At 55.9% G+C, this 23,822-nt stretch carries 26 protein-coding genes and 1 pseudogene; 18 read left to right on the top strand and 9 right to left on the bottom strand.

Going from position 1 to position 23,822, the window contains the following annotated elements:
- Positions 1-66 precede the first annotated feature (66 nt).
- Complete coding sequence (locus tag ACEW72_RS01450) at positions 67-1,236, top strand: M23 family metallopeptidase (protein WP_373474601.1); 1,170 nt, start codon at positions 67-69, stop codon at positions 1,234-1,236.
- 4 nt (positions 1,237-1,240) lie between these two features.
- Positions 1,241-1,657 (top strand): polymer-forming cytoskeletal protein, encoded by a 417-nt coding sequence (locus tag ACEW72_RS01445; protein ID WP_373474600.1) that lies wholly within the window; start codon positions 1,241-1,243, stop codon positions 1,655-1,657.
- An 86-nt stretch (positions 1,658-1,743) separates the two neighbouring features.
- On the opposite strand, the gene ACEW72_RS01440 is transcribed toward ACEW72_RS01445, so the two are convergent.
- The 8 genes from ACEW72_RS01440 to tldD all read right to left on the bottom strand — a co-directional run bounded on the left by ACEW72_RS01440 (position 1,744) and on the right by tldD (position 10,649).
- Positions 1,744-4,146, bottom strand: coding sequence for a TonB-dependent receptor (locus tag ACEW72_RS01440; protein ID WP_373474599.1), 2,403 nt, complete (start codon positions 4,144-4,146; stop codon positions 1,744-1,746).
- 256 nt (positions 4,147-4,402) lie between these two features.
- The gene (locus ACEW72_RS01435) at positions 4,403-5,866 is read right to left on the bottom strand and encodes an ammonium transporter (protein ID WP_373474598.1); all 1,464 of its coding nucleotides are present in this window, start codon (positions 5,864-5,866) and stop codon (positions 4,403-4,405) included.
- 31 nt (positions 5,867-5,897) lie between these two features.
- Positions 5,898-6,236 (bottom strand): P-II family nitrogen regulator, encoded by a 339-nt coding sequence (locus tag ACEW72_RS01430; protein WP_373474597.1) that lies wholly within the window; start codon positions 6,234-6,236, stop codon positions 5,898-5,900.
- 170 nt (positions 6,237-6,406) lie between these two features.
- On the bottom strand, positions 6,407-7,111 hold the full coding sequence (locus ACEW72_RS01425; protein ID WP_373474596.1) for an endonuclease/exonuclease/phosphatase family protein: 705 nt from the start codon (positions 7,109-7,111) through the stop codon (positions 6,407-6,409).
- On the bottom strand, positions 7,108-7,320 hold the full coding sequence (locus ACEW72_RS01420) for a DUF2007 domain-containing protein (RefSeq protein WP_373474595.1): 213 nt from the start codon (positions 7,318-7,320) through the stop codon (positions 7,108-7,110). The genes ACEW72_RS01425 and ACEW72_RS01420 overlap by 4 nt, the downstream gene beginning before the upstream one ends.
- A gap of 8 nt (positions 7,321-7,328) precedes the next feature.
- On the bottom strand, positions 7,329-7,889 hold the full coding sequence (locus tag ACEW72_RS01415; RefSeq protein ID WP_373474594.1) for a pyridoxamine 5'-phosphate oxidase family protein: 561 nt from the start codon (positions 7,887-7,889) through the stop codon (positions 7,329-7,331).
- A 36-nt stretch (positions 7,890-7,925) separates the two neighbouring features.
- Positions 7,926-9,116, bottom strand: coding sequence for a hypothetical protein (locus ACEW72_RS01410; RefSeq protein WP_373474593.1), 1,191 nt, complete (start codon positions 9,114-9,116; stop codon positions 7,926-7,928).
- Between the two features lie 105 nt (positions 9,117-9,221).
- Positions 9,222-10,649 carry a metalloprotease TldD gene (gene tldD / locus ACEW72_RS01405; protein ID WP_373474592.1) on the bottom strand — a complete coding sequence of 476 codons (1,428 nt, stop codon included), beginning with the start codon at positions 10,647-10,649 and terminating at the stop codon, positions 9,222-9,224.
- A 115-nt stretch (positions 10,650-10,764) separates the two neighbouring features.
- Here tldD and tgt point away from each other — a divergent pair, with 115 nt between their 5' ends.
- The 9 genes from tgt to ACEW72_RS01360 all read left to right on the top strand — a co-directional run bounded on the left by tgt (position 10,765) and on the right by ACEW72_RS01360 (position 18,800).
- Positions 10,765-11,892: a tRNA guanosine(34) transglycosylase Tgt gene (gene tgt / locus ACEW72_RS01400; RefSeq protein WP_373474591.1), complete on the top strand. Its 1,128-nt coding sequence runs from the start codon at positions 10,765-10,767 to the stop codon at positions 11,890-11,892.
- Complete coding sequence (locus ACEW72_RS01395; protein WP_373474590.1) at positions 11,889-14,573, top strand: bifunctional [glutamine synthetase] adenylyltransferase/[glutamine synthetase]-adenylyl-L-tyrosine phosphorylase; 2,685 nt, start codon at positions 11,889-11,891, stop codon at positions 14,571-14,573. The genes tgt and ACEW72_RS01395 overlap by 4 nt, the downstream gene beginning before the upstream one ends.
- A 12-nt stretch (positions 14,574-14,585) precedes the next feature.
- Entirely contained in the window at positions 14,586-15,047 is a 462-nt protein-coding gene (locus ACEW72_RS01390) for a peroxiredoxin (protein WP_373474589.1), read from the top strand.
- Positions 15,044-15,841 carry a ferritin-like domain-containing protein gene (locus tag ACEW72_RS01385; protein WP_373474588.1) on the top strand — a complete coding sequence of 266 codons (798 nt, stop codon included), beginning with the start codon at positions 15,044-15,046 and terminating at the stop codon, positions 15,839-15,841. The genes ACEW72_RS01390 and ACEW72_RS01385 overlap by 4 nt, the downstream gene beginning before the upstream one ends.
- Positions 15,842-15,962: 121 nt before the next feature.
- Positions 15,963-16,685 (top strand): M23 family metallopeptidase, encoded by a 723-nt coding sequence (locus ACEW72_RS01380; protein WP_373474587.1) that lies wholly within the window; start codon positions 15,963-15,965, stop codon positions 16,683-16,685.
- A gap of 108 nt (positions 16,686-16,793) precedes the next feature.
- On the top strand, positions 16,794-17,129 hold the full coding sequence (locus tag ACEW72_RS01375; RefSeq protein WP_373474586.1) for a HesB/IscA family protein: 336 nt from the start codon (positions 16,794-16,796) through the stop codon (positions 17,127-17,129).
- A gap of 78 nt (positions 17,130-17,207) precedes the next feature.
- Positions 17,208-17,981: an exodeoxyribonuclease III gene (gene xth / locus ACEW72_RS01370; protein WP_373474585.1), complete on the top strand. Its 774-nt coding sequence runs from the start codon at positions 17,208-17,210 to the stop codon at positions 17,979-17,981.
- 64 nt (positions 17,982-18,045) lie between these two features.
- Positions 18,046-18,459: a hypothetical protein gene (locus ACEW72_RS01365; RefSeq protein ID WP_373474584.1), complete on the top strand. Its 414-nt coding sequence runs from the start codon at positions 18,046-18,048 to the stop codon at positions 18,457-18,459.
- On the top strand, positions 18,456-18,800 hold the full coding sequence (locus ACEW72_RS01360; protein ID WP_373474583.1) for a hypothetical protein: 345 nt from the start codon (positions 18,456-18,458) through the stop codon (positions 18,798-18,800). Before ACEW72_RS01365 ends, ACEW72_RS01360 begins: the two co-directional genes overlap by 4 nt.
- A gap of 2 nt (positions 18,801-18,802) precedes the next feature.
- Here the strand turns inward: ACEW72_RS01360 and ACEW72_RS01355 are convergent, their stop codons facing one another.
- Positions 18,803-19,327, bottom strand: coding sequence for a hypothetical protein (locus ACEW72_RS01355; RefSeq protein WP_373474582.1), 525 nt, complete (start codon positions 19,325-19,327; stop codon positions 18,803-18,805).
- Positions 19,328-19,433: 106 nt separating this feature from the next.
- Between ACEW72_RS01355 and ACEW72_RS01350 the strand changes: the two genes are divergently transcribed.
- The 7 genes and pseudogenes from ACEW72_RS01350 to ACEW72_RS01320 form a co-directional block, all read left to right on the top strand.
- Positions 19,434-19,973, top strand: coding sequence for a GbsR/MarR family transcriptional regulator (locus tag ACEW72_RS01350; RefSeq protein ID WP_373474581.1), 540 nt, complete (start codon positions 19,434-19,436; stop codon positions 19,971-19,973).
- 105 nt (positions 19,974-20,078) lie between these two features.
- Complete coding sequence (locus ACEW72_RS01345) at positions 20,079-20,495, top strand: hypothetical protein (RefSeq protein ID WP_373474580.1); 417 nt, start codon at positions 20,079-20,081, stop codon at positions 20,493-20,495.
- A gap of 42 nt (positions 20,496-20,537) precedes the next feature.
- Positions 20,538-22,133 carry a glutamine-hydrolyzing GMP synthase gene (gene guaA / locus ACEW72_RS01340; RefSeq protein ID WP_373474579.1) on the top strand — a complete coding sequence of 532 codons (1,596 nt, stop codon included), beginning with the start codon at positions 20,538-20,540 and terminating at the stop codon, positions 22,131-22,133.
- The gene (locus ACEW72_RS01335; RefSeq protein ID WP_373474578.1) at positions 22,124-22,576 is read left to right on the top strand and encodes an AAC(3)-I family aminoglycoside N-acetyltransferase; all 453 of its coding nucleotides are present in this window, start codon (positions 22,124-22,126) and stop codon (positions 22,574-22,576) included. The genes guaA and ACEW72_RS01335 overlap by 10 nt, the downstream gene beginning before the upstream one ends.
- Positions 22,577-22,670: 94 nt before the next feature.
- The gene (locus ACEW72_RS01330; RefSeq protein ID WP_373474577.1) at positions 22,671-22,886 is read left to right on the top strand and encodes a DUF2805 domain-containing protein; all 216 of its coding nucleotides are present in this window, start codon (positions 22,671-22,673) and stop codon (positions 22,884-22,886) included.
- Positions 22,883-23,206 (top strand): arsenate reductase, encoded by a 324-nt coding sequence (locus tag ACEW72_RS01325; protein ID WP_373474576.1) that lies wholly within the window; start codon positions 22,883-22,885, stop codon positions 23,204-23,206. The genes ACEW72_RS01330 and ACEW72_RS01325 overlap by 4 nt, the downstream gene beginning before the upstream one ends.
- Before the next feature lie 34 nt (positions 23,207-23,240).
- A pseudogene (locus tag ACEW72_RS01320) lies at positions 23,241-23,822 on the top strand (IS110 family transposase); the annotation flags it as partial.

The raw sequence follows: 23,822 nt of genomic DNA, 5'->3' as shown, positions 1-23,822 counted from the left end.
GCCGATTCGCTTGAGCCGAGCCCAGCTGCTACCGGCACTTCACAAATAAAAAAAATGGGGTGGGTCGTGTCACTACAGACCAGATTAACTGGCTGGAAAAGCCAGATCGCTGGATGGTTTATTGACCGCGAGTTTTTCATGCGGGCCAATGGCCAAGTCCGGTTTTTAAAGATAAGCGCGCAGTTGCAGCGGCGTGTTGCAGCGTCAGCGGCAACGGTGGTCGGCCTATGGCTGATCGTAACGCTAGGCATGGCATTTAGCCAATTGAGCGTTTCTATCGAACGCATGGCGCTTGACCAAAAAGAAGCCAGAATAGAATCAGCCGAAGAACGTGTGGCAAATTATCGCGGCTCGATTGATGAGGTCACGCAAGACCTTGAGCAACGGCAGAAGATGCTCGAAAGCCTGAGCGACCAATATCTGGGGGACTTGCCAACGCAAACACGACGAGCATCTGAAGACAGCGCCGATGACCAAACGGTTAAAAAGATAAGTGCCCTTGTTCCTGAAGCTGCTGGTCTGGCGCGCATCGAAGCGCGACAGATACGTTTTGCCGAAATGATGACAAAAGTGGCGCTGGCACGCACCCAAAAAGCCGAAGCGGCGATCCGGAAATTCGGCCTGAACCCGAATATATTAGCCCGTGAAGCAAGTACATCTCAAGGTGGCCCGTTTGAATCCTTTTTCGGTAAATCGTCGCGTCACGTGCGTGACCCGAGATTTACGAGATTGGCCGCATCGCTTGGACGCATGGATGCGATGGAACGCGCATTGGCGGCCATACCTACCACTATTCCTGCTGCGGTCATGCTCATGTCCAGCGGCTTTGGCTATCGCAGTGATCCTTTCACCGGAGCGGCCGCTATGCATAACGGGCTGGATTTCAAAGGTCCGGCTGGCACGCCAATTTTGGCAGCCGCCGACGGTAAAGTGACTTTTTCCGGTTCGCAGGGTGGTTATGGTAATTGCATCGAAATCACGCACGCTAATGGTTTGGTAACGCGTTACGCGCATCTGTCCCGAATGGATGTTTCAATTGGTCAGCAGATTGACCGCGGCTTTCAAATAGGGCGCATGGGCAGCACCGGTCGGTCGACCGGAAGCCATTTGCACTTTGAGGTCCGCCTAAACAACCAAGCAATAAATCCACGGAAGTTTTTGGAGGCAAATCCCGATGTTCTCGAAGTCCAAACCGTCGCCGGAAGCCGCGCAATCGCAAACCCAAAGGCAGGTTGACGGTATGCGTACCAATTCTAGCCACACATTTTCAATCATTGCATCGGACGTTGAGATTGTCGGAAATCTGAACGCGCGCGTGGACTTGCACATTGATGGCAGGATCCAGGGTGATGTCACTTGTGGCAATTTGGTCCAAGGCGAAAGCAGTGTAATTTCGGGCAAAATTATTGCCGAGTCCGCCAGATTATCCGGCCATGTCGAAGGGTCAATTGAAGCCATTGATCTGGTCATCGAAGCCAAGGCCCGCATCACGGGCGACGTGGTATATACGAATTTGACGATTGCGCCTGGTGGCCAGATTGAGGGCAAGTTCAAGCACAAATCTTCGGGTGGTGCGCCAAGTATCAACCGGACAACAGTAGATGTCGGCAAATCTGCCGACCCGCTTATTCTTGGAAACGCTTCCAAGGTAGCGTAATCTTTAATCGATAGCGCGACTTCATACCTAATAAAAAGGCGGCCCACCAGGTGAGCCGCCATTTATATTTTTCGTTCAATCACGCATTAGAATGTTTTGCGCACCGTGACCCCGAATGTACGCGGACTGTTCGTCGTAAAACCGAGGCGCGCTCTACCTCCGCGTTCCCTGTCGAATGACAATAGGGCGTTTTCATCGAACAGATTGTTGACATATCCGATTATCGACAAGCCATTTTCAAAATCGACACCCGCACTTAAATTGACCAGTTCATAGCTCGGCAGAACAAGGTTAAGGGTCGTGGTATTGGTTCCCGGAGCCCCTGCGAAGGCAAGGCCGGAGACAAAACTACGCGGGTTATCTTCTTGGTCACTGGGTTGTGTAATACGGTTTCCAACATGCTGGATTGAAGTCGCGATATAAGCTTCAGCCGAAGCGCTTACCGGGAAATTATAGCTCGCATTTGCTGAAATCTGAAACTTGGGTACCGTTGGCAGACGATTTCCATCGCGGATTCCCGCAATTACGACGCCCGCCGTCGAGGTTACCGAAGAGTCGAATTTGGCGCTAACGAGGCTTCCCGAAATTCCGACGTCAAAGCCATCGGCGGGGCTAGCGCTTAATTCAAATTCCAGACCCTGCGAATGCGCTTTGGGTACATTAAACACAACCCGCGACGAACAGCTTCCGGCATCCGCCGTCACCTGCAAATTATTGATATCTGTATAAAATGCAGCTGCATTAAAGGTAATACCCCGGCTTTGTGTTTTTACGCCCAGTTCATAATTCCACAGCGTTTCATCATCATAACGTGGCCGATTGCCAAATGTTAAAGCGTCAACACCGCCCGCACCGCCGGAACAAAGTGGAATATTGAGCGGGTCGTTAACTCCCCCGAGACGGAAACCCTTCGACGCTTGAGCATTGATCGTTATGCCATCTGTTGCCTTGAAACTTGCCAGCAGGCGCGGTGTGAAACCGTCTGACTTTGTGCTTGCCGGTTGGTTGTCGCCATTTGAAAACAGACCACCCGATTTGAATATCCGGTCCTCGGAGAAATCATAATAACGACCGCCTGCCGTCAATGTGAATTTATCACCAAAAGCGTAGCTTGCTTCGCCGAATATGGCTTTTTGTTCAATGTCATAAACGATGTCGGCATTGTAAGGAGAGTTTAGCGGAAAGCCGTTCGCAACTGCGACTGACGTGCCGGCACCAAATCGCGCATCGGTAAACGCGTCATATCCCGGTGTAGGCAAGCGTTGTGCATAGTCACGATCGGTGTTGGAATAAAATCCACCCAAGACCCATTGAAATGGCCCATCACCATTCGAACTCAATCTCAGTTCTTGCGTAAAGGACTGGACTTTTGTCGTATCACGCAGATTTGACGGTAACAAAACACCCGCGGTAGGGAAGCCCAAGTCGACCGAAACACTGCCGGTTAATGCACTTGCGTCGCGACTGACCAAAATATCGCGGTCAGTATAACTGCTAACCGAAGTCAAATCGACGCCACCAAAGCCGATCTTGATTGTACTATCCGCGATAAGTGTTTCGTCTTCAAAGCCTTCACGTAACAACAGATGCTGTTCCCGCTCATTGAAGATTACGGCAGGTCGTGTTGTGGTAAAGGGGTTTGCATAGAGATTGAAAACTTCCTGACGGTTAAATCCGTTGGTTGAAATTTTTTGATATATGACCCTCGGTGTAATCGAAAAATTGTCACTCGGTTCAAGAGTCAGTGCAATTCGGCCACCATAACGTTCGCCGTCATTGACATCTTGATCGACGCCGCCACCTTCACGTCTGGCATCGATAAAGCCGCCATATTGCGTATAATATCCCACCGCACGGAAGGCCGCCTTGTCGCCGATTGGAACATTTACCGCGCCTTTTAAGTGTCCGCCAAAATCATTCCCATCGACAAGATTAACATTGCCCTCAATGGCCCCTTCGGTCGTGCCTAATTTGGGTTGATTGGTAATGTAGCGCACCGTGCCGCCAACCGATCCTGAACCAAATAGGGTGCCTTGCGGTCCCCTTAATGTCTCGACGCGGTTGAGGTCAAAAAGGTCAAGGTCTGGCGTAAACAAAGAAAGTGAAATCACAGATTCATCAAGATAAACGCCAACCTGTTCTTTGACTCCAGGCTGGTCGCGGACAATCTGTCCCGCCGAAACGCCACGAATTGAAACCTGGCTCTGCCCCGGTCCCAGATTTTGGATAATGAGACCTGCGACATTACGCGAGAGGTCTTCGAGCGTGGTCGCTCCGGTTTTTTGGATATCATCTGCGGTCTGTGCATTGATCGAAAACGGTACGTCTTGCAGATTTGCATCGCGCTTCGTTGCGGTCACGATAATAATATTTTCATCAGCCGGGCTATCGGCGTCTTGTGCAAACACTGTATTGCTAACAATCAGCGCAGCCAGCGCTGTTACAGACGCGCTAACGCGGGCTGCTTTGCGGCAGGTAAAATTATTCATGGTTCACTCCCTAGCGTGACAGATGGCACAACAACCTCTGTTCTATTTTTTTAATGCGCCGATTGAATGGAATTTGTTACACTCTTTAATCTCGCGCGCGTCATTTTCCATAAATAGTAACATTTTTGCAACAACCAAAAAATGGCCCGAACCATTATTGGTTCGGGCCTTTAGTCGGATGTTCGCGGGAGGAACATCGGGAGGAGGCGGAGCGTAAAAGGAGAGGAAAGAACGCCCCGCCGCCAAGCTTGGAAACTCAATAATTATAGGCGCGCTCACCATGTTCTGTGAGGTCCAGGCCTTCACGTTCGGACTCTTCGCTCGGGCGAAGGCCCAGAGTGATTTTGAGACCGTAGAAGAGAACCGCCGATACGACGCCGGTCCACACGACCGTGGTGCCAACAGCCCACAATTGTGAGACGAGCTGGTCAGCCATCACATATTCACCGGGAACGGCCGGGAATACGGTGTAGTCGATCCAGCCCTGACCGCCGAGCGCCGGATCAGCGACGATAGCAGTCCCGATGGCGCCGATGATGCCGCCAATTCCGTGTACGCCGAAGACGTCGAGCGTGTCGTCATATTTCAGCTTGTTCTTCACCACCGCGACGAAGAGATAGCAGACAGCCGATGCGACGAAGCCGAGCAGTATCGACGTCATGGGTGCCGCAAATCCGCTGGCTGGGGTGATGGCAACAAGACCTGCAACTGCACCTGTTACCGCGCCGAGAAGCGAAGGCTTGCCGTGGTGTAGTTGTTCGATGATGCACCAGGCGACAGCCGCTGCGGCGGTGGCGACAAAGGTATTCATGAAGGCAAGCGCTGCAATACCGTTCGATTCAAGGTTTGAACCGGCGTTGAAGCCGAACCAGCCCACCCACAGAAGCGACGCGCCGATCATTGTCATGGTCAGGCTGTGCGGCGGGGTGGCTTCTTTGCCAAAGCCCACACGCTTGCCAATGATCAGACAGCCGACGAGGCCAGCGATACCCGCATTGATGTGGACAACGGTGCCCCCTGCAAAGTCGAGCGCTGCTTTGCCCCAGAGGAAGCCCATGTCAGTCGGTGCGTCGACGAGGAAGTCTGGGCCGGCCCAATACCACACCATGTGCGCGATCGGGAAATAAGCGAACGTCAACCACAAAACCGTGAAGATCATCAACGGCGTGAACTTGATCCGCTCGGCAAATGCGCCGACGATCAAAGCGGGCGTGATGCAGGCAAAGGTCATCTGGAATATGACGAAGGCATATTCCGGAATGTACACATTGTTGCTGAACGTCGCCGCATAGGTCGTCGTGCTCACACCTGCGAGAAACGCCTTGGACAAGCCTCCGATAAACGGCCCACCGCTGGTGAAGGCAAGACTATATCCGTAAGTTACCCACACAAGGGCTGCGACTGAAACGATCATGAAAACCTGCATCAGCAGGCTCAGCATATTCTTGGTGCGGACCAAGCCGCCGTAAAAAAGTGCCAGTGCCGGAATAGACATCAGCAGGACCAGCGCGGAGCTTATCAGCATCCATGTGGTGTCGCCTTTGTCGACCATGGTCGCCATTTGCTCAACCGTAGGGGCCTTGATTGGCCCTTCGGTGACAACGGCCGCGGCCGCGGTTGCACCTTCGGCCACCGCTTCGGCAGCCTCTTGTGCAAAGGCAGGCAAAGCAGCGAACAATGTCGCCCCCGCCGCACCTATGAATTTGAGTGTTTTGGACATTTTTGTGTTCCCCTAGCTTAATATTTTCGCGTCAGAGCGCGGTTTCGTTAGTGTCACCTGTGCGGATGCGTAACGCACCGGCAAGCTCGAACTCGAATATTTTTCCGTCGCCGATAGCCCCGGTTTCTGCGGCATGCTGGATAGCTTCGATAATCGCAGGCGCCTGATCGCTGGCGCAGGCAATCTCGATTTTAACCTTTGGCACCATGTTGGTTTCATATTCCGCGCCGCGGTAGATTTCGGTCTGGCCCTTTTGACGGCCAAAGCCTTTCACCTCGGTCACTGTCATGCCCGACACACCCAGCGCGGTCAGCGCTTCGCGCACCGGATCAAGCTTGTGTGGCTTTATCACTGCAATAATATATTTCATGCACACCCCCGTTGGTTGTGCAGTGCAATATGCAAACGCCGTGCCAGAATCGCGGAGTCCGGGAATCCCTTAGTTTTGCGTGCTGAGTCCGATGGAATCAAATCGGGAACAAGTTAATACTTGCTTAAATATTGAGCAGCGTCTTTTGTCTGCCTAAATATTAAGCAGTCTCAACCTATCGCGATTGCCGCCCAAATAGGCAGATGGTCGGACGCCTGTTTCGCCAAGGGTGAAATATGGCAATCGGCCCCCGTGACACGGATTTCATGGCTGACGATGATCCGGTCAAGCCGCGCAACCGGACGCGCGGTGTGGAAACTTTTCGGTGTCTGGACGAGCCGATGATGGTGAAAGGCGAGTTCGCTGAGCGCGCCGCTGTCCGACCATTGGTTGAAATCCCCCATCATAACCGTCGGCATAATCCGGGGGCAGGCATCAATCGCCGCAAGCAAAGCCCGGATTTGCTTGCGCCGCCACAGCCCGGACAGGTCCAGATGCACCCCGATCACCCGCAACGCATGTCCCGCCACCGAAAGTTCCGCCATCACCGCACCACGGGGTTCGAGCGTCGGCATTTCAATGGGTTCTGCACGCCGCACTTCGATACCTTTACGCACCAATATGGCGTTTCCGTGCCAGCCAATCGCCGCAGGCCGGAAGTGTAAGGGAACCGGTGTCCAGGGCGTTTCCGCCTCCAGCATAGCAAGCGGAAGAGCGCTGACACGCGCGCCGAAGCGGCGGTCGACCTCTTGCAAGGTGATAATGTCGGCATCGATTTCATTCAGGACGCTTATAATGCGCGCAGGGTCGCGGCGCTGGTCGAGGCCGACGGCCTTGCGGATATTATAGGTCGCAACCTTGATCGCATGACTCATGCGCCGCCGACCTCGCGCAGGATCTGCTCCGCCTCGTCCCGGTCTTCATCCAGCACCATCAGCCGGACAGGAATGGCGAACGCAGCGCTGTCGGCAATGTTCATTCCGGAATCGAATGTCACCGCATGCAGCCCGTGGGATTCAAGCAAGGTACGGGCGATTTCAGCCTCTATGCCGTTGGGATAACGGGCCAGTTCGACTAGGGACATGCGCCGGTCTAGTTCGCCGGTCCGAAATAGCGGTCGGTCGAGCGGGTCGGCAAACCGTCGATGCTTTTCGTCCGGCCCTTGGTTTTCGAAAGCCAGGCGTCGGCATCGGCCTGGGCGTGGTATTTGGTCAACGTATCGCGTTCGCGCTCGAGCGTCATGAATGGCACGCCCCAACCGCAACTGCTTTGAACGCTTTCGACATCGATTACGAAGATCTGCCTTGTTCCCGGCAAGATCGTGAAATGTGACGCCAGCGCTTCCCATTCGCCATCCTGTGGCAGGACCGGTCGGCCACGGCCGTAAATGCGCAGTATAAGTGCAGGACGATCAAAATCGCAGAACATGATTGTAATCCGGCCATCTGCCAACAGGTGGGCGTGCGTCTCGTTCCCCGACCCACCCAGATCCAGATAGGCGACGCGTGAAGGTGACAGCACACGGAAGCTGTCATAGCCCTTGGGGGACAGATTGATCCGTCCATCGTCGGCAGCGGTTGCGGTAAAGAAGATCGGTTGTTTGCCGATCATCTCCATATGTTTCGCGGTCAGGGTTTCGGTAAAGTCGGCCATTCGGAGGTTCTTACCGAATAACCGGCGGAGTGCAACCTAACAGGAGGAGCCAGGTATCGGGATTCCCAAAGGACCTTTACACGACTTGGGCTTGCGTCCCGGTTCGCCCGAATCACCGCTGGCCCCGCCCATTGCTCCCATGCCAGTCATGAAACTCGAAAAGGCACGGAAACGGACCTTTGCCGTCCAGTCGATATTCCACACCGCTTTGGGGTCGGCTGGTTTTGGCGGGAAGGAAAAATTTTCCTCGGGTCCAAAGGCGTTCATACTGCCGAACATCATGCCACCGGCCGCAGCTTTTGCCTCTGCCGGAATGGAGCAGTTCGTTTGGGTCGGGGGGAGGATATTCTTGGAGACAATCTGTCGCTGCACTTCGGCGGGCGCGAGCCACTCCATGCCTACGTTGCCGTCCCGGCTGTTGGCAGAGGTCCACATCACCAGATCGCCACCCTGCCCAGCGCGTTCCATTCCGCCCATCGCCCAAGCGACATAGCCAGTCGCGGTCGGGACGCTGTTCCATTTGAGAAAGATCGCGCCCATTTGTTCGGAAGTATTGACTTTGAGTGACGCCATATAGTCGTTGATGACCGCGAACTTTATTTCCGGCGTGAACATGCTTGCAATCCGATGTTCGCCGCGCAGCGAGGACCCGGACTTTGGCTGCTTGCCATTCTGGCCATTGGGCCACCACGCAGCATTCGCGTCGCGCGCTGCGGCCGCGGCTTGAAAACCACGCATCTGCGCAGGCATATTAGCGGGCATTTGCGCGGTCGGCATTTTCGCAAAATCGATGATGAAGGGCTGACCCTTTGGTGCCTTTGTGAAACATCCCCAGAACATCAGCAAACGCCCTTTGGGCTTTTCCATCGCGCGGGGGTCATAGTCCCGGTCAGGTTTTGCGGGCTTCCCCGGAGCATCGCCCAATAAAGGAACAGATTTCCCCATTTTGGCAGCAGGAAGAAAAAAATGGTCGCCCTTTTCAGGTTGCTGCGGTGCTGGTGTGGCCGAAGAGAGCCTAAGGTCGAGCATGTAATTGTCACCGCCTCCACCGCCAAGCATGCTTCCCAGGCCGCCGCCCATCATCGCCCCCATGCCCATACCGGACATGGTGGACACATCCATGCTGTATTGCGCTTTGGGGCCAGTCGTTTTTTGAGCTGAACCGGGGACCGTTACGATCATGGCAGTTATAGCCGCCAATGACGCAAATCTCGATAATGAACGCATGTTTCCACTCCCTGGGATTCCGGAGAGCAGCGCCTCCGGCCTTACATGCGACCCGATTCTATTTATGTGCTGACTATATGCATGTCGAGGAACGACGCAAGTATATTACCCTGCGGTTCCACCTACAGTAAGGGCACTTACGAGAGTCGTAGGCTGTCCGACCCCGGCAGGCACGCTTTGGCCAGCCTTGCCGCAGATGCCCACACCTTCGTCGAGGGCCATATCATTGCCGATTCCGGTGACATTGTTCAGCGCGGTGAAACCGTCACCGATCAGTGTTGCGCCTTTGATGGGATCGCCAAGCTTTCCGTCCTTGACCAGATAGGCTTCGGTGCAACTGAAGACGAATTTGCCCGACACGATATCGACCTGCCCGCCGCCGAAGCTTTTGGCGAAGATACCGCTTTTGACCCGGCTCAAAAGTTCTGCAGGGTCATCATTACCGCCCCGCATAAATGTGTTGGTCATGCGCGGCATCGGCGCATGGGCATAGCTTTCGCGGCGACCATTGCCGGTCGGCTCAACACCCATCAGACGCGCGTTCATCCGGTCCTGCATATAAGCGCGCAATATTCCGTCTTCGATCAACACATTTTCCTGCGTCGGTGTACCTTCGTCATCAATCGACAGCGACCCACGCCGGTTCAGCATGGTGCCGTCATCGACAACCGTCACGCCGGGCGCGGCAACGCGTTGACCGATCTTACCGGAAAAGACCGAGGAGCCTTTGCGGTTGAAATCGCCTTCCAGACCATGGCCTACAGCCTCATGCAACAACACGCCGGGCCAGCCTGGCCCGAGCAAAACGGTCATCTCACCCGCGGGCGCCGCGACCGAGCGTAAATTGGTCAATGCCTGGGCGAGAGCCTCATCAATCGCATGTTCCCATTCATGGTCCTCAAACAGCTTGTCGTAAAGATAGCGGCCGCCAAAGCCGTAATTACCGCTTTCCCGCCGGTCGCCGTCCTGCGCCACGATGGAGACATTCAACCGCACCAGCGGCCGCACATCGGTTGCGACAAAGCCATCGGCGCGCACGATTTCCACCACGGTCCAGCTACCCGAAAGGCTGACGCTCACCTGCGCAACACGCGGGTCGCGGGCGCGCGCCGCCGCATCGATTTTCTGGCACAATGCGACCTTCTGGGCAAAGGGTACGAGTTCGAGCGGGTTGCCGTCCGTGTACAGATGCCGGTTATTCTTGCGTGGCGGGGCGGCGGGCTGATCCTTTGCAGGGTCCAACAACTTCAATGTTTCGCCGGCGCGGCGAATGGCCGCCTCACTCATATCATTGGCATGGCTGAAGCCTGTCATCTCGCCCGAGACACCCCGCAGGCCGAAGCCCGAACCCGTCGAATAATCGGCCATTTTCAGGCGGCCATCGTCAAAGCCGAAGCTTTCGGTCGCGCTATATTGCAAATAGAGCTCCCCATCATCGCAGGCCTTCAATGCTCCCCGCGTCAGGCGTTGGGCGGCGTCAGGGTCAAGCAGACCGGGTTGATAGAGATAGGAACGGGGATCGGTATAAGTCATGCCCCCTATATGGAGAAGCAATGCGGGCGCGAAAAGGCCTAAATCAAAACAAGTTGGTTTGCCGTCGACCCCGGATGCCCTTCCCTCTGCAATCAACCCTGCTAAAGCGACGGCGATGAAAAGCCGATTCCAGTTTTCGATTTCCGCCACCAGCGGCAAGGCCCGCACTGGAACCATCCAGATGATGCGCGGCGAAATCCGCACGCCTGCTTTTATGCCCGTGGGCACCGCCGCGACCGTCAAGGCCATGCGTCCCGCCGAAGTCCGCGCGACGGGGGCCGACATCATCCTGGGCAACACCTATCATCTGATGCTGCGCCCGGGGGCCGAGCGGGTGGCGCGTCTGGGCGGGCTGCACAAATTTTCCGGCTGGGACCGGCCGATCCTGACCGACAGCGGCGGCTATCAGGTGATGAGCCTGTCGGCCCTGCGCAAAATCACCGAGGAAGGCGTTTCTTTTTCCAGCTATCTCGACGGGTCGAAGCATATGCTGTCGCCCGAACGGTCGATGGAAATCCAGCGCTTGCTGGGGTCGGACATCGTTATGGCCTTTGACGAATGCCCCGCCAACGGTGTCAGCCGCGACGAAGCGATTAAATCCATGGAATTGTCGATGCGTTGGGCCAAGCGGTCCCGCGATGCCTTTGACGCAGGCGGCGCGCATGCGGAACAGGCGGCGTTGTTCGGTATCCAGCAAGGGTCGTTAGACGAAGAATTACGCAAACGGTCTGCCGACGCCCTCATCGATATCGGCTTTGACGGCTATGCCGTGGGCGGCCTCGCGGTCGGCGAAGGGCAGGAGGCGATGTTCGGTTGCCTTGACTATGCCGCTGATCAATTGCCAGCCGACCGGCCGCGCTATTTGATGGGTGTTGGCAAACCCGATGATCTGGTCGGCGCGGTAGAACGAGGGATAGACATGTTTGATTGCGTACTGCCAACGCGCAGTGGTCGCAATGGTCAGGCGTTCACGCATTCAGGGCCGATCAACATCCGCAACGCCAAATTCGCCGAAGACCAAGGCCCGATCGACGATCGATGCACCTGCCCCGTCTGCGCCACATGGACGCGCGCCTATGTGCACCACTTGATCCGTTCCGGCGAGATTCTGGGCGCGATGCTGATGACGCAGCATAATCTGCATTATTACCAGATGCTGATGGCCGATATGCGCGCGGCGATTGCGGAAGACCGCTTTGCGGCCTTTGCCGCCGATTTCCGCCGAGACTATCTGAAGCAATGACAGCGGTCGCGAACGCCATTGACCGCGCATCGGCGAACAGCCCGTTCCTCGCCGGGTTGATGGACCGCAATCCCGATCTGATGGCATTGATCCGCACTGGCGACCTTGATGCCGCGCTGGAAAGTGCGCTCAACCGCACGGGCGACAGCATGGGCGCCGCATTGCGCCGCCAACGGCAAGGTGTGGCATTGGTCACAGCACTTGCCGACCTCGCCGGCATGTGGGACCTGACCCGCGTCACCCGGATACTCTCGGATTTTGCCGACCATGCGCTCGACCAAGCCATTGCCACCGCGATTGAAGAACGAGTTCCGGGCGCACCTAACCAGGGCTTTGCGGTTATTGGCCTTGGTAAGCATGGCGGACGCGAGCTGAACTATTCGTCCGACATCGATCCCATTTTCCTCTTCGACCCGCAGACCCTACACCACCGAGAACGCGACGATGTGGCCGAGGCGGCTGTCCGTTACGGACGGCGCATCATCGAGCTGTTGTCGGCGCTTGATGCCGATGGCTATGTCTTTCGCGTCGACATGCGCCTGCGTCCCTCGCCGGAGGTCAGCCCCATCGTCTTGCCGGTCGAAGCGGCGATCAGCTATTATGAATCGAGCGCGCTGGCATGGGAGCAGGCCGCCTTCATACGATCGCGCGTATGTGCCGGCGACCGGGCGCTCGGCCATTATTTCCTGAACGCCATTCAGCCGTTCATCTGGCGCAAATCGCTCGATTTCGGGCAGCTCAAAAACATCACCGCGATGACCGCGCAGATCCGTGACCATTATGCCAAGGGACAGAAAATCGGCCTCGGCTATGATCTGAAGCGCGGCCATGGCGGCATAAGGGAATGTGAATTTTTCGCCCAGGCACACCAGCTTATCCACGGCGGTCGCGACGTCGCCCTGCGCAATCCCGATACTCGCGAAGCCTTGGCGGCGCTGGCTGTTGCAGGCTGGATCAAGCCCGAAGAAGCGCGCACATTGAGCGCGGCTTATGAGCAGTTGCGGACCGCCGAACATCGCTTGCAAATGCACAGCGATCGCCAAACGCACAGCATACCCGACAATCCCGAAACCGCCGATGCAGTCGCGCGGCTGCACGGGCTGGCCAATGCCGAAGCCTTTATCGAGACGATCCGTCCCATCTCCGAATCGGTGGCCGCCATCTATGACCGGATGGTTGACGCAAGCGGCGGCGACGGGCCGCGCATGGCAGAAGACGGCCTGCCGCTTGAGGAGCAGTTAAGCGACTTGGGCTATACCGATCCTGCGGCGGTAATGCAGCGCATGGCCCGCTGGCGCAGCGGCAATATCCGCGCCATTCGCAGCCCGTCGGCTCGTGATGCGTTTGAGGCCGTACTTCCGGCCTTGCTGAAAGCGATCGCCGATGCACCCGATTCGGACAGGGCGATTGCCCGTTTTGACAATATGATCGAGGCGATGCCCAGCGCGATCAACGTGTTCCGCTTGCTGGAGGCGCGGCCCGGATTGATGCAACTGGTGGCTGACATTTTGAGCTATGCCCCCACGCTTGCCGACGATCTGGGGCGACAAAGCCGCTATCTGGACGCCTTGATCGATACCAGCGCCATGGATTTGCCGGGCGATGTACTGCAACTTCTGGACATGATGCACATGCGGATTGGTCAGGCCGACTATCAATCGACATTGGATATTGTACGCGATTATGTGGGTGAAAAAAGGTTTGCGCTGGGCGTTCAATTGATCGAAGGGCGCAACGATGCGCTCGATATAGCGCGCAGCTACGCCCATTTGGCCGAAGCGGCATTACAAATTTTGACAAAAGCAACCGTGACCGAATTTGAAAAAGCCCATGGAAAAGTACCAGACAGCGAACTGGTCGTTCTGGCGCTAGGAAGGCTGGGCGGCGAGGCTTTGACCCATGCGTCCGACCTTGATCTCATTCTGCTCTTTACCGGCGATCATCTCGCTGAATCTGATGGCGCGCGGCCCTTGGGGGCGACCCAATATTATAACCGGCTCGCCCAACGCGTCATTGCATCGCTCAGTGTCCCGACCGCATCCGGCGCACTTTATGAAGTGGACACGCGGCTCCGGCCGTCGGGTGCCGATGGCTTGCTCTGCTCTTCAGTGAAGAGCTTTGGCCAATATCAGAATGAAAATGCATGGACATGGGAGCATATGGCATTGACCCGCGCCCGGCTTCTCTATGGTTCTGATGCCGCTTGCGCCGAAGTGCAGGCCATTATCGCCCAAGTGCTGAACACGGCGCGTGATGCGGATAAGACCAAGTCCGAAATCGCGGACATGCGAAAAGAGATGGCGACCCACAAGACGCCCAAAGGCGATCTGGACATGAAGTTGCTGCCCGGTGGACTGGTCGACATGGAGTTTATCATTCACGACCTTCAACTTACGCAGCACGCCGGTCAGGTCCCGCAACTGGGTACTGCCATCCAAATGCTGGTAACCGGCGGGCATCTGCCGAATGATTTTGCGGACGCTTATGCACTGTTGGGGCGTTTGCTCGTGATGGTGAGGCTGATTGCGCCGGATTGCGATACCCCGCCGCCCGCAGCACAAGTGCTGATCGCCAAAAGCCTCGGCTACGCAAATTGGGACGCGTTAAGCGCCGCAATTAGGGATTATCGCGGGATTGTAATGGCGCAATGGGAGCGCCTATTTGGCTTACGGGATTTTTAGAGGATATCGAAAATGACGGATGTAAATGAAACTTTGCCTGATGTGACGGTGCTTGACAGTGAAGGGAGCGCCCTGAACTTGGCGACCCTCAAGGGACCAATGGTGCTGTATTTCTATCCCAAGGCCGACACGCCGGGATGCACCAACGAAGCAAAGGATTTTACCGCACTGGCCCCAGAGTTCGCTGCGCTTGGGTGCCCGATTTACGGCATGTCGAAAGACAAGCCGGCAAAGCTCGGCAAATTTGCCGGGAAATATGACCTCAAAGTCACGCTGCTCTCCGACGAAACGAGTGACGCCACCGAACAGATGGGAGCATGGGTTGAAAAGTCGATGTACGGCAAAAGCTATATGGGCATTGATCGGTCAACCTATCTCGTCGGAATAGACGGCAAGGTGAAACAGGTCTGGCGCAAGGTTAAGGTCAAGGATCATGCTGCGGACGTTCTGGCTGCCACAAAGGCGTTGGGGTGACGACAAAGGCCGTGCCCGAAACGCTCGGTCACGCGTGCCAAACCGTGCTGTCGACCGCTGCCCCCCATGCCAAGGTGATGGCTGCCCGGGCAGCTGCTCGCAACTGGAGGTTGGGACGGTTAGCGCATAGTTTTGGTGTGGCCATGCCCGATTCGCCCGCGCGCCCCGAAAATCCGGAACTCTTGCCCCCCGGACAGATGCCCAGGCGGCGCAAAGGAGGCACGCTCGCCAACCGCATCGCGCTGCTCCATGCCCTCGCCCACATTGAATTTGTGGCCATTGATCTGGCCTTTGATCTTGTCGGACGCTTCGGCCACCAATTTCCCACGGCATTTGCGGATGACTGGATGAAAGTCGGCGCAGACGAAGCGATGCACTTTGTCGTGCTCGACCGCAGGCTACGCCAACTAGGTAGCTTTTACGGCGCGCATCCGGCGCATGATGGACTTTGGGAATCCGCTTACGAGACGCGCCACGACGCGCTTGCACGGCTTGCCGTGGTACCGATGGTATTGGAAGCGCGCGGACTGGATGTGACGCCCGGAACGATCGCCCGATTCGAGGCGGCAGGCGATTCGGCGTCCGCAAAAATCCTTCATCGCATCTATAATGACGAGATTTCTCACGTTTTTGCCGGAACAAAATGGTTTGAGGCGGGTTGTTCCGAGCACAGAATCTTACCAAAAGATTACTGGAAAGTGCTGGTAAACCGTCACTTTCATGGGTCCGTTAAGCCCCCGTTCAACGACTCGGCGCGTTTGAGCGCCGGTCTGTCCCGCGATTATTACGCGTAGGTTGCAATGCCTGAAACTCTCGGTCACCAGTTGGTCACATAAGGGGTGGGCAGAAAAACTGCCTTTGTAAAACTTCGGGGCTGCGCTTGGCGCGGGTCGCAACAAAAGGTAAGTAAACATTATGGTATGCAGCGCTTTGGCCGGTGGCCAATCACTGATAATCAAGCTTGTTTCTGCGCTTGCCTTAATGGTTGCCGCCGTTTCAATTACCCCAGCATATGCCAACTCCGCTGCTGCTTCCGACAGTTTTCGTGTCAAACCTGAAGATTTGAAATCAAATCAAACAGCATTGGGTACGTCCGATCCGGAATTTCGCGCCCTTAATGATAGCTGGGGCCGTATTGTCGGCACCGCCGCAACCAAAGTACAGGTCGCAGTTCCGTCGATTAATCCTGTCGAAGTTATGAAATTTTCGAGCGGCTTTGGATATCGCAATGCACCGACTCGTGGCGCAAGCCGCAATCATAAGGGAATTGATATTCCCGGCCCGGTTGGCACGCCTATTTACGCAACAGCCGATGGCTTTGTTGGCCGCGCGCAATGGCTGGGTGGTTATGGTAAATATGTTGAGATCAATCACGGCAACGCGGTACAAACACGTTATGGGCACCTATCCGCTATGAACGTGGTTTCCGGACAGTCTGTCCGCAAGGGTGATATTCTGGGTTATATGGGCTCCACGGGTCGCTCCACAGGCAGTCATTTGCATTATGAAGTCCGTATTGCAGGCGAGGCAATCAATCCGACAGCCTTTCTTTCGCCTTTGACCGCTGAATCAAATATCTTGCTTGCCGGTAAAACTGCTGATAGCAAAGCCTTAGGCGGTCCAGCTGAAGACGAGTAAGCTTACCGGTTAAACGCATCACCTTTGGGAGAGGGTGTAATCTAGGGGCTGGCAAAGGAAACTCTGCCGCCCCTTTTCTTTATCCGCAGCACGGCCTACATAGGGTGTATGTCTGAAAATCCCACCATATCCATGACCGATAACGCCGCCCGGCGGGTTGCCGAGATTGCTGTCAAACTGGGTAAGCCGCCGATATTGCGCTTGTCGGTCGAAGGCGGAGGCTGTTCCGGATTTCAATATCGCTTCGGCCTGGCCGAAAGCGTTGCGGCCGATGATATTCGCACCGATGGTTCAGGCGCATCGCTGGTGGTGGATCCCGTCAGCTTGGATCTGGTGCGCGGCTCTGCCATCGACTTTGTCGAATCCCTTGGCGGCAAGTCTTTTCAGGTGACTAATCCCCAAGCGCAGGCTGGCTGCGGCTGCGGTTCCCGCTTTTCGGTTTAGCCCAGCTTTCACTTCGACAAATTTCATCTGAACCCAGATGTGCTCTGGCGTCTTGACCCAACTGCGCTAAAACGGGCTATGCGTATCGCAACTTATAACATTAACGGTGTCAAAGCCCGGCTACCGCGTTTGCTCGAGTGGCTGGATGAAACCAAACCCGACATAGCCTGTTTGCAAGAGGTGAAGTCGCAAGATGACGGCTTTCCTGTCGCCGAATTTGAACGTGCTGGCTACGGGGCTATCTGGCATGGACAGAAATCCTTTAACGGCGTTGCCATCCTCGCCCGCAACGCACAGCCTGTTGAAGCGCAGCGGACATTGCCCGGCGACCTAGACGATGAGCATGCCCGTTATCTTGAGGCCGACGTCTTTGGTATTCGGGTTGCCAGCATCTATTTACCGAACGGTAATCCGCAACCAGGCCCGAAGTTCGACTATAAACTGAAATGGATGCAACGCCTGCGCGAGCGTGCAGCGGAACTGATGGCGTCGGAAATACCGGCAGTTCTTGCAGGTGATTATAATGTCATTCCAACGCCCAAGGATGTCTGGTCCGCTTCTGCCATGCTGGACGATGCCCTGCGCCAGCCCGAAAGTATAGCGGCGTATCGGACGTTGTTGGCCGAAGGCTGGACGGATGCGCTGGCAACGCACTATCCGCAAGGTGGCGTCTGGACCTTTTGGGATTTTCAGGCCGGCGCGTGGCAGCGCGACCACGGATTCCGGATCGACCATCTGTTGCTAAGCCCGATACTTGCCGACCGGCTGACGGCATGCGGGGTCGACAAGGACCATCGTGGCCGTGAAAAGGCGAGCGATCACGCGCCAACCTGGATCGAGTTGGCCGCATAGAAAATTGTTGTAGCACTCGCTACATTTTGTTAAACGGCATCCCATCGATGGAAGGATGCCTCTTGTGATTCATAGCCAGCCCAATCGTATCGGATTGACGTCGCGACAGACCCTGTTGCTGGTCGTCGCGGGTACGTTGCTCTGGTTTCTCGCCGCTGTCCTCCTTCGCATTGTCGCGCCAAGGGGTGCTTTGGAAGGTGGGATGCGCGCAATAACCTATGCTTTGGTTATTCCCGGGACTTTCCCTTTCATTCTTGTCACCAAATGGTTTGTGTCCCTGCGCGATAACCAGATGGCGTTGGGAATTGCCGTTGCGACAACGACCGCGCTGCTGATCGACGGCATCGTCGTGGCGTGGTTTCCCTTGATATATGGCGGACATCTGCCGCAGGTGACCAATTGCGCCGCTATTATCTTATGGGGTGCGGGCATTGCGCTTCTGCTCGGTTTTTTAATGAATAAGGAAGCTGTAAGATGACGCTGTTTCGCCTGTTGCTTTTGACGATCGTCGCCGTTGTTGGCGTCTATACTGTCATGGTCGTGTCTGAACATGGCATGGGCTTATTGCCCATCTTCTTCGGCGATATTGCCAAGATGGAATGGCCCGGGCAGTTCAATTTGGATTTTTTCTCTCTCCTGACGCTTGGCGCGGTTTGGATGATGTGGCGGCACCATTTCTCTCCGGCTGGCATCGCGCTCGGCTTCTGCGTGTTCGCAGGCGGCGCACCTTATTTGTGCAGCTATTTGCTGGTTGCAAGCTATCAGGCGAATGGAGATGCAAAGGTAATCTTGCTCGGAGAAAAACGGGCCGCGGCCTGATTTCACACAGCTTTGGCGTTGATGTCGTCCAGTCCAAGGCTTTTCAGAAGTAACATGCCTTCAATCGTGACGAGCAAACGCGCCGCGTCCACGTCGCGTTGTTCTTCGCTTTCGGACTGGAGTTGGGCCTTGCCCCATTCATAAAAACCCCTGCCGATCTGTTCGCCAACGGCGCGGAAGTACGGGTCGCCCATCGCCGCACGCGAGGCGAGCTCCAGCCAGATACGCATATATGGCCACAGCTCGTCCACAAAGAGGATTTCGGCAAATTTCTTGCGTAGTACATCCACCGGCAAAAGATCAGGCGCAGCACGTTCCCCCAATTTCATGACCAACCGCGCCGAGATTTCCTCCAATACGGCCGTGATGATTGCCGCCTTGTCCGCAAAATAATAAAGCAGCATCCGGTCGCTGGTACCGGCGGCCTTCGCCAACGGTCGCAAACTTGATGCCCACAGCCCTTCGGCAAGGACATGGTCCGTGAGGCGCTGGATAATCTCCTGTCGGCGAGAGTCGGGCTTTTTCACCAGCTTAGTATAGGACAACCTGCGCACGTGCCGCAAAGGCAAAACCCGGAGTTGACAATTATTCTAATTTCTGTAAATACAGAAATAACGAAAAGGACGAGTCGCCATGGGCGTTGAAAAATATCCGGAAGCTCTTGAGTTCATCCTGCATTGGGGTGAAATGGGAACACACTGGGGCGCAAACCGCTCCGTTGCCCAGGTTCACGCCCTGCTCTATTTAAGCGACCAGCCACTGGATGCCGAGGCAATTTGCGAGGCGCTTGACCTGGCTCGATCCAATGTGTCGACGGCCCTCAAAGAGTTGCAAGGCTATGGCATTGTGCGCCGGACCCATATTCCCGGCGACCGGCGGGACCATTTTACCGCAGAGACCGAATTATGGGACCTCTTTATGGCCATCACCGCCGAACGCAAAAGGCGGGAGATTGATCCGACCATCGCAAAGCTCGGCGAGCTAAAAGACCGCATGGCGGCAAACAAGGACCTCCCCGCCCATGTCCGCGAGCGTATCGGACACATGCATGAATTCATCGCAACCTTGACCGGATGGTACGAACAGGTCCGTGGCCTTAAAAAATCCACGCTGATTTCACTTATGAAGCTGGGCGCAAAAGTCGCCCGCTTCATTCCCGGATCAAAGGACTAATCCCAACAGGAGAAAGCACATGCCACCTGAGCCTTCGTATATCTCATAGTTTCGATTTTTACAGAAATAAAAGAAAGTTATTTTCAAAAGTGAAAGGAACATGTCATGACCTTATTAGCGTATAGCCTCTACCTCATCCTCGCGATCAGTATGACGATCTGGGTCGCATGGACGCTGAGCACCAACGGTAAAATCTATCTGATCCGATGCTTCGGGCATGATGCGGAGTTGGCGACTTCTGTGAACCATTTACTGGTCGTCGGCTTCTACCTCGTGAACTTCGGTTTCATCGCACTTGCCTTGAGCGGCGCGGGAACGGTCAAGGACGCCCCCGAACTGATGCGTTTTCTGGGATGGTATGTCGGGCTGGCCGTGCTCGTGCTGGGCGGCATGCACTTTTTCAACATGGGCGCGGTAACGCGGCACGGGAAGAAAGTCGCCGACTGGGTGCATCAACAAGCACCGGCGCCCGAGCCCGAGCGCATTGTGGCCAGAACGCGGAGCGATAGCCTGCTCGACTAGGGTCAGGACCCACAAATAGTTTGCCGCCGCCGCTGCGCCGATATGGACAGCGGCGGCGGTTATGCCTATCGGCTGGTCATGTCGATTCAGCCATCAGATTCCATCCTCATCATCGATTTCGGATCGCAAGTGACCCAGCTCATTGCCCGCCGCGTGCGCGAGGCTGGGGTATACAGCGAAATCGCACCCTTTAACGCGGCGCAAGCGGCTTTTGAGCGGATGCAGCCCAAGGGCATCATCTTGTCGGGCGGCCCTGCTTCCACAACCGAAGCCGGCTCACCCCGTGCACCCCAATGTGTGTTCGATAGCGGCCTTCCGATGTTGGGTATTTGCTATGGCCAGCAGACCATGATGACACAGCTGGGCGGACAGGTGACGGGCGGCGAAGGCGGCGAATTTGGCCGCGCCTTTATCGAGGTTGAAAAATCCTGCGCCTTGTTCGACGGCCTTTGGGCACAGGGCGAAAAGCATCAGGTGTGGATAAGCCATGGCGACAAGGTAACAAGCCTTGCCCCCGGTTTCGAAGTCGTCGCAACCAGCGATGGCGCTCCTTACGCCTTCATCGCGGACGAAGCACGGCGCTATTACGGCATCCAGTTCCATCCCGAGGTGGTGCACACACCGGATGGCGCCAAGCTGATCTCCAATTTCGTGCATCACATCTGCGGGCTGGCCGGTGATTGGACGATGGCTGAATTCCGCGCTACCAAGATTGCCGAGATCCGCGCGCAAGTGGGATCCGGCCGCGTCATTTGCGGCCTGTCCGGCGGCGTCGATTCGTCGGTTGCAGCGATCCTGATCCACGAAGCCATTGGTGAGCAGCTGACCTGCGTTTTTGTTGACCATGGCCTTCTTCGAACGAACGAACGAACGCAGGTCGAAACGCTGTTCCGGGACCATTATAATATCCCGCTGGTAGTCGTTGACGCAGAGGAACGGTTCATGGTCGGGCTTGCGGGCGTCACCGACCCCGAACAGAAGCGAAAGTTCATCGGGGCGGAGTTCATCAATGTCTTCGAAGAAGAAGCCGGCAAAATCGGCGGTGCTGATTTCCTCGCACAAGGAACACTCTATCCCGATGTGATCGAGAGCGTTTCGTTCACTGGCGGACCTTCGGTTACTATCAAGAGTCACCATAATGTCGGCGGACTGCCGGCACGCATGAACATGAAGCTGGTCGAACCGCTGCGCGAATTGTTCAAAGACGAGGTTCGCGAACTTGGCCGCGAGCTTGGCCTTAACGACCAGTTTGTCGGCCGCCATCCCTTCCCCGGCCCCGGTCTTGCGATCCGCATTCCGGGCGAAGTGACCAAGGAACGGTGCGATATCCTCCGCAAGGCGGACGCGGTCTATCTGGAAGAGATCCGCAACGCCGGTCTATATGATGCGATATGGCAGGCCTTTGCTGTATTATTGCCCGTCCGTACGGTGGGCGTCATGGGCGACGGTCGGACTTACGACAATGTCTGCGCCTTGCGCGCCGTGACCAGCACCGACGGCATGACCGCCGACATCTATCCTTTTGACAGCGCCTTCCTGAGCCGCGTTTCCACACGGATTATCAACGAAGTCAAGGGCATCAACCGCGTTGTCTATGACTATACATCCAAGCCCCCCGGCACGATCGAATGGGAATAGAACAACTCGGCCGTGAAGATGTTGCTTCCATGCGCGCTCTGAACGCGCTCTTTGCGGAAGCTTTTGAAGACCCCGAATATTATATATCTGCGCCTCCGACGGATGCCTATCTACAGGAGCAGTTGGAAAGCCCGACAAATATCATCATGGTGGCGCGTGACGGTTTAAACGTTGTTGGTGGCCTCGTCGCCTATGAACTCCCTAAGTTCGAACAGGCGCGTTCGGAAATTTATATCTATGATTTGGCTGTTGCGGACACTCACCGTCGAACAGGTGTTGCGACAGCGCTGATCTCGCGTCTCCAGGAGATAGCCCGGCAGCGCGGAAGCTGGGTTATCTATGTACAGGCAGATTATGGTGATGAACCGGCGGTCGCGCTATATACCAAGCTCGGTATCCGCGAGGACGTCATGCACTTCGATATTGCACCGGCGACAGATTAGGGCAACATCGCCATATGGAACCTATCACAACACAAGTCAGTGAGAACAGCCTATGCGGGGCCGTACGTAACAATATTTATCATTGGGCCGTCTAATGCCACAGCCGCCTACCCTTACACAAAGTCAGGTGAGCGAGATTATCGAAATGGCGCTTTCCGATCATATCGGTTTTTCGGATATCCAAAAGCAGCATGGGATATCGCCGGACCAGATCAAGGCGCTTATGCGAACACATTTAAAACCGGGAAGCTATAGAAGCTGGCGCAAACGGGTGCGCGATTTTGGTGACAGGCGGGAGCATTACAAATGACCATCACTTTTTTTGGCATCCCCAATTGTGATACCGTCAAAAAGGCGCGAAAATATCTCGACGGCCGCGGGATCGATTATCAATTTCACGATTATAAAAAGAGTGGCGTAGAAATCGCGACGCTTGAACGGTGGGTAAACCAAGTCGGTTGGGAAAAGCTGCTGAACAAGGCAGGCACGACATTCAAAAAGCTTTCAGACACAGACAAAGCCGATATCGACTCAGTTAAGGCGATTGCGCTTATGCACACCCATCCGACCATGATAAAACGTCCTGTCGTGATGGGGTGGACGCCCCCCGGCGGCATTTATGTGCCATGATGGAGGTGTTGAACACCATCTAAAGGAGGCGTCCGTGTCACAACTTACTACCATTGGTCTTGATATCGCAAAGAATGTTTTTCACGCGCATGGTGCTGATGAGCGCGGCAATGTGCTCTTCAGCAAGAAGATCCGCAGGACCAAGCTGCTCGACTTTTTCGCAGAACAGCCACGCTGCGTCGTAGCGCTCGAGGCGTGCGGAGGCGCGCACCACTGGGGCCGCGAGCTTGCGCAGATCGGCCACGAGGTGCGGCTTGTTCCTCCGGCCTATGTCAAGCCGTTCGTGAAGCGGCACAAGAACGATGCGCTGGATGCCGAAGCCATTTGCGAAGCCGCCCAGCGACCGAACATGCGCTTTGTGGCGGTCAAGAGCGAGCAGCAGCAGGCGGCCGCCATGGTGTTCCGCACGCGCGATCTCGTTGTCAGGCAGCGTACCCAGCTGATCAACGCCATTCGCGGGCATCTGGCAGAGTAGGGCTGGGTTGCGCCCAAGGGACCGTCGCATGTTGCCATGCTGGCAGATATTCTGGAGGACCAGGAGATGAGCGCGACCGTGCCGGCAACGGCGCGCGACATGCTGCGCTTGATGCTGTCGTTGCGTGATGAGCTGGATAAC

It is taken from the genome of Sphingorhabdus sp. (genome assembly GCF_041737645.1).
Lineage (GTDB): Bacteria > Pseudomonadota > Alphaproteobacteria > Sphingomonadales > Sphingomonadaceae > Sphingorhabdus_B.
Note: the sequence above shows the minus strand (reverse complement) of the source record. Positions and strands in the feature narration are given on the sequence as shown.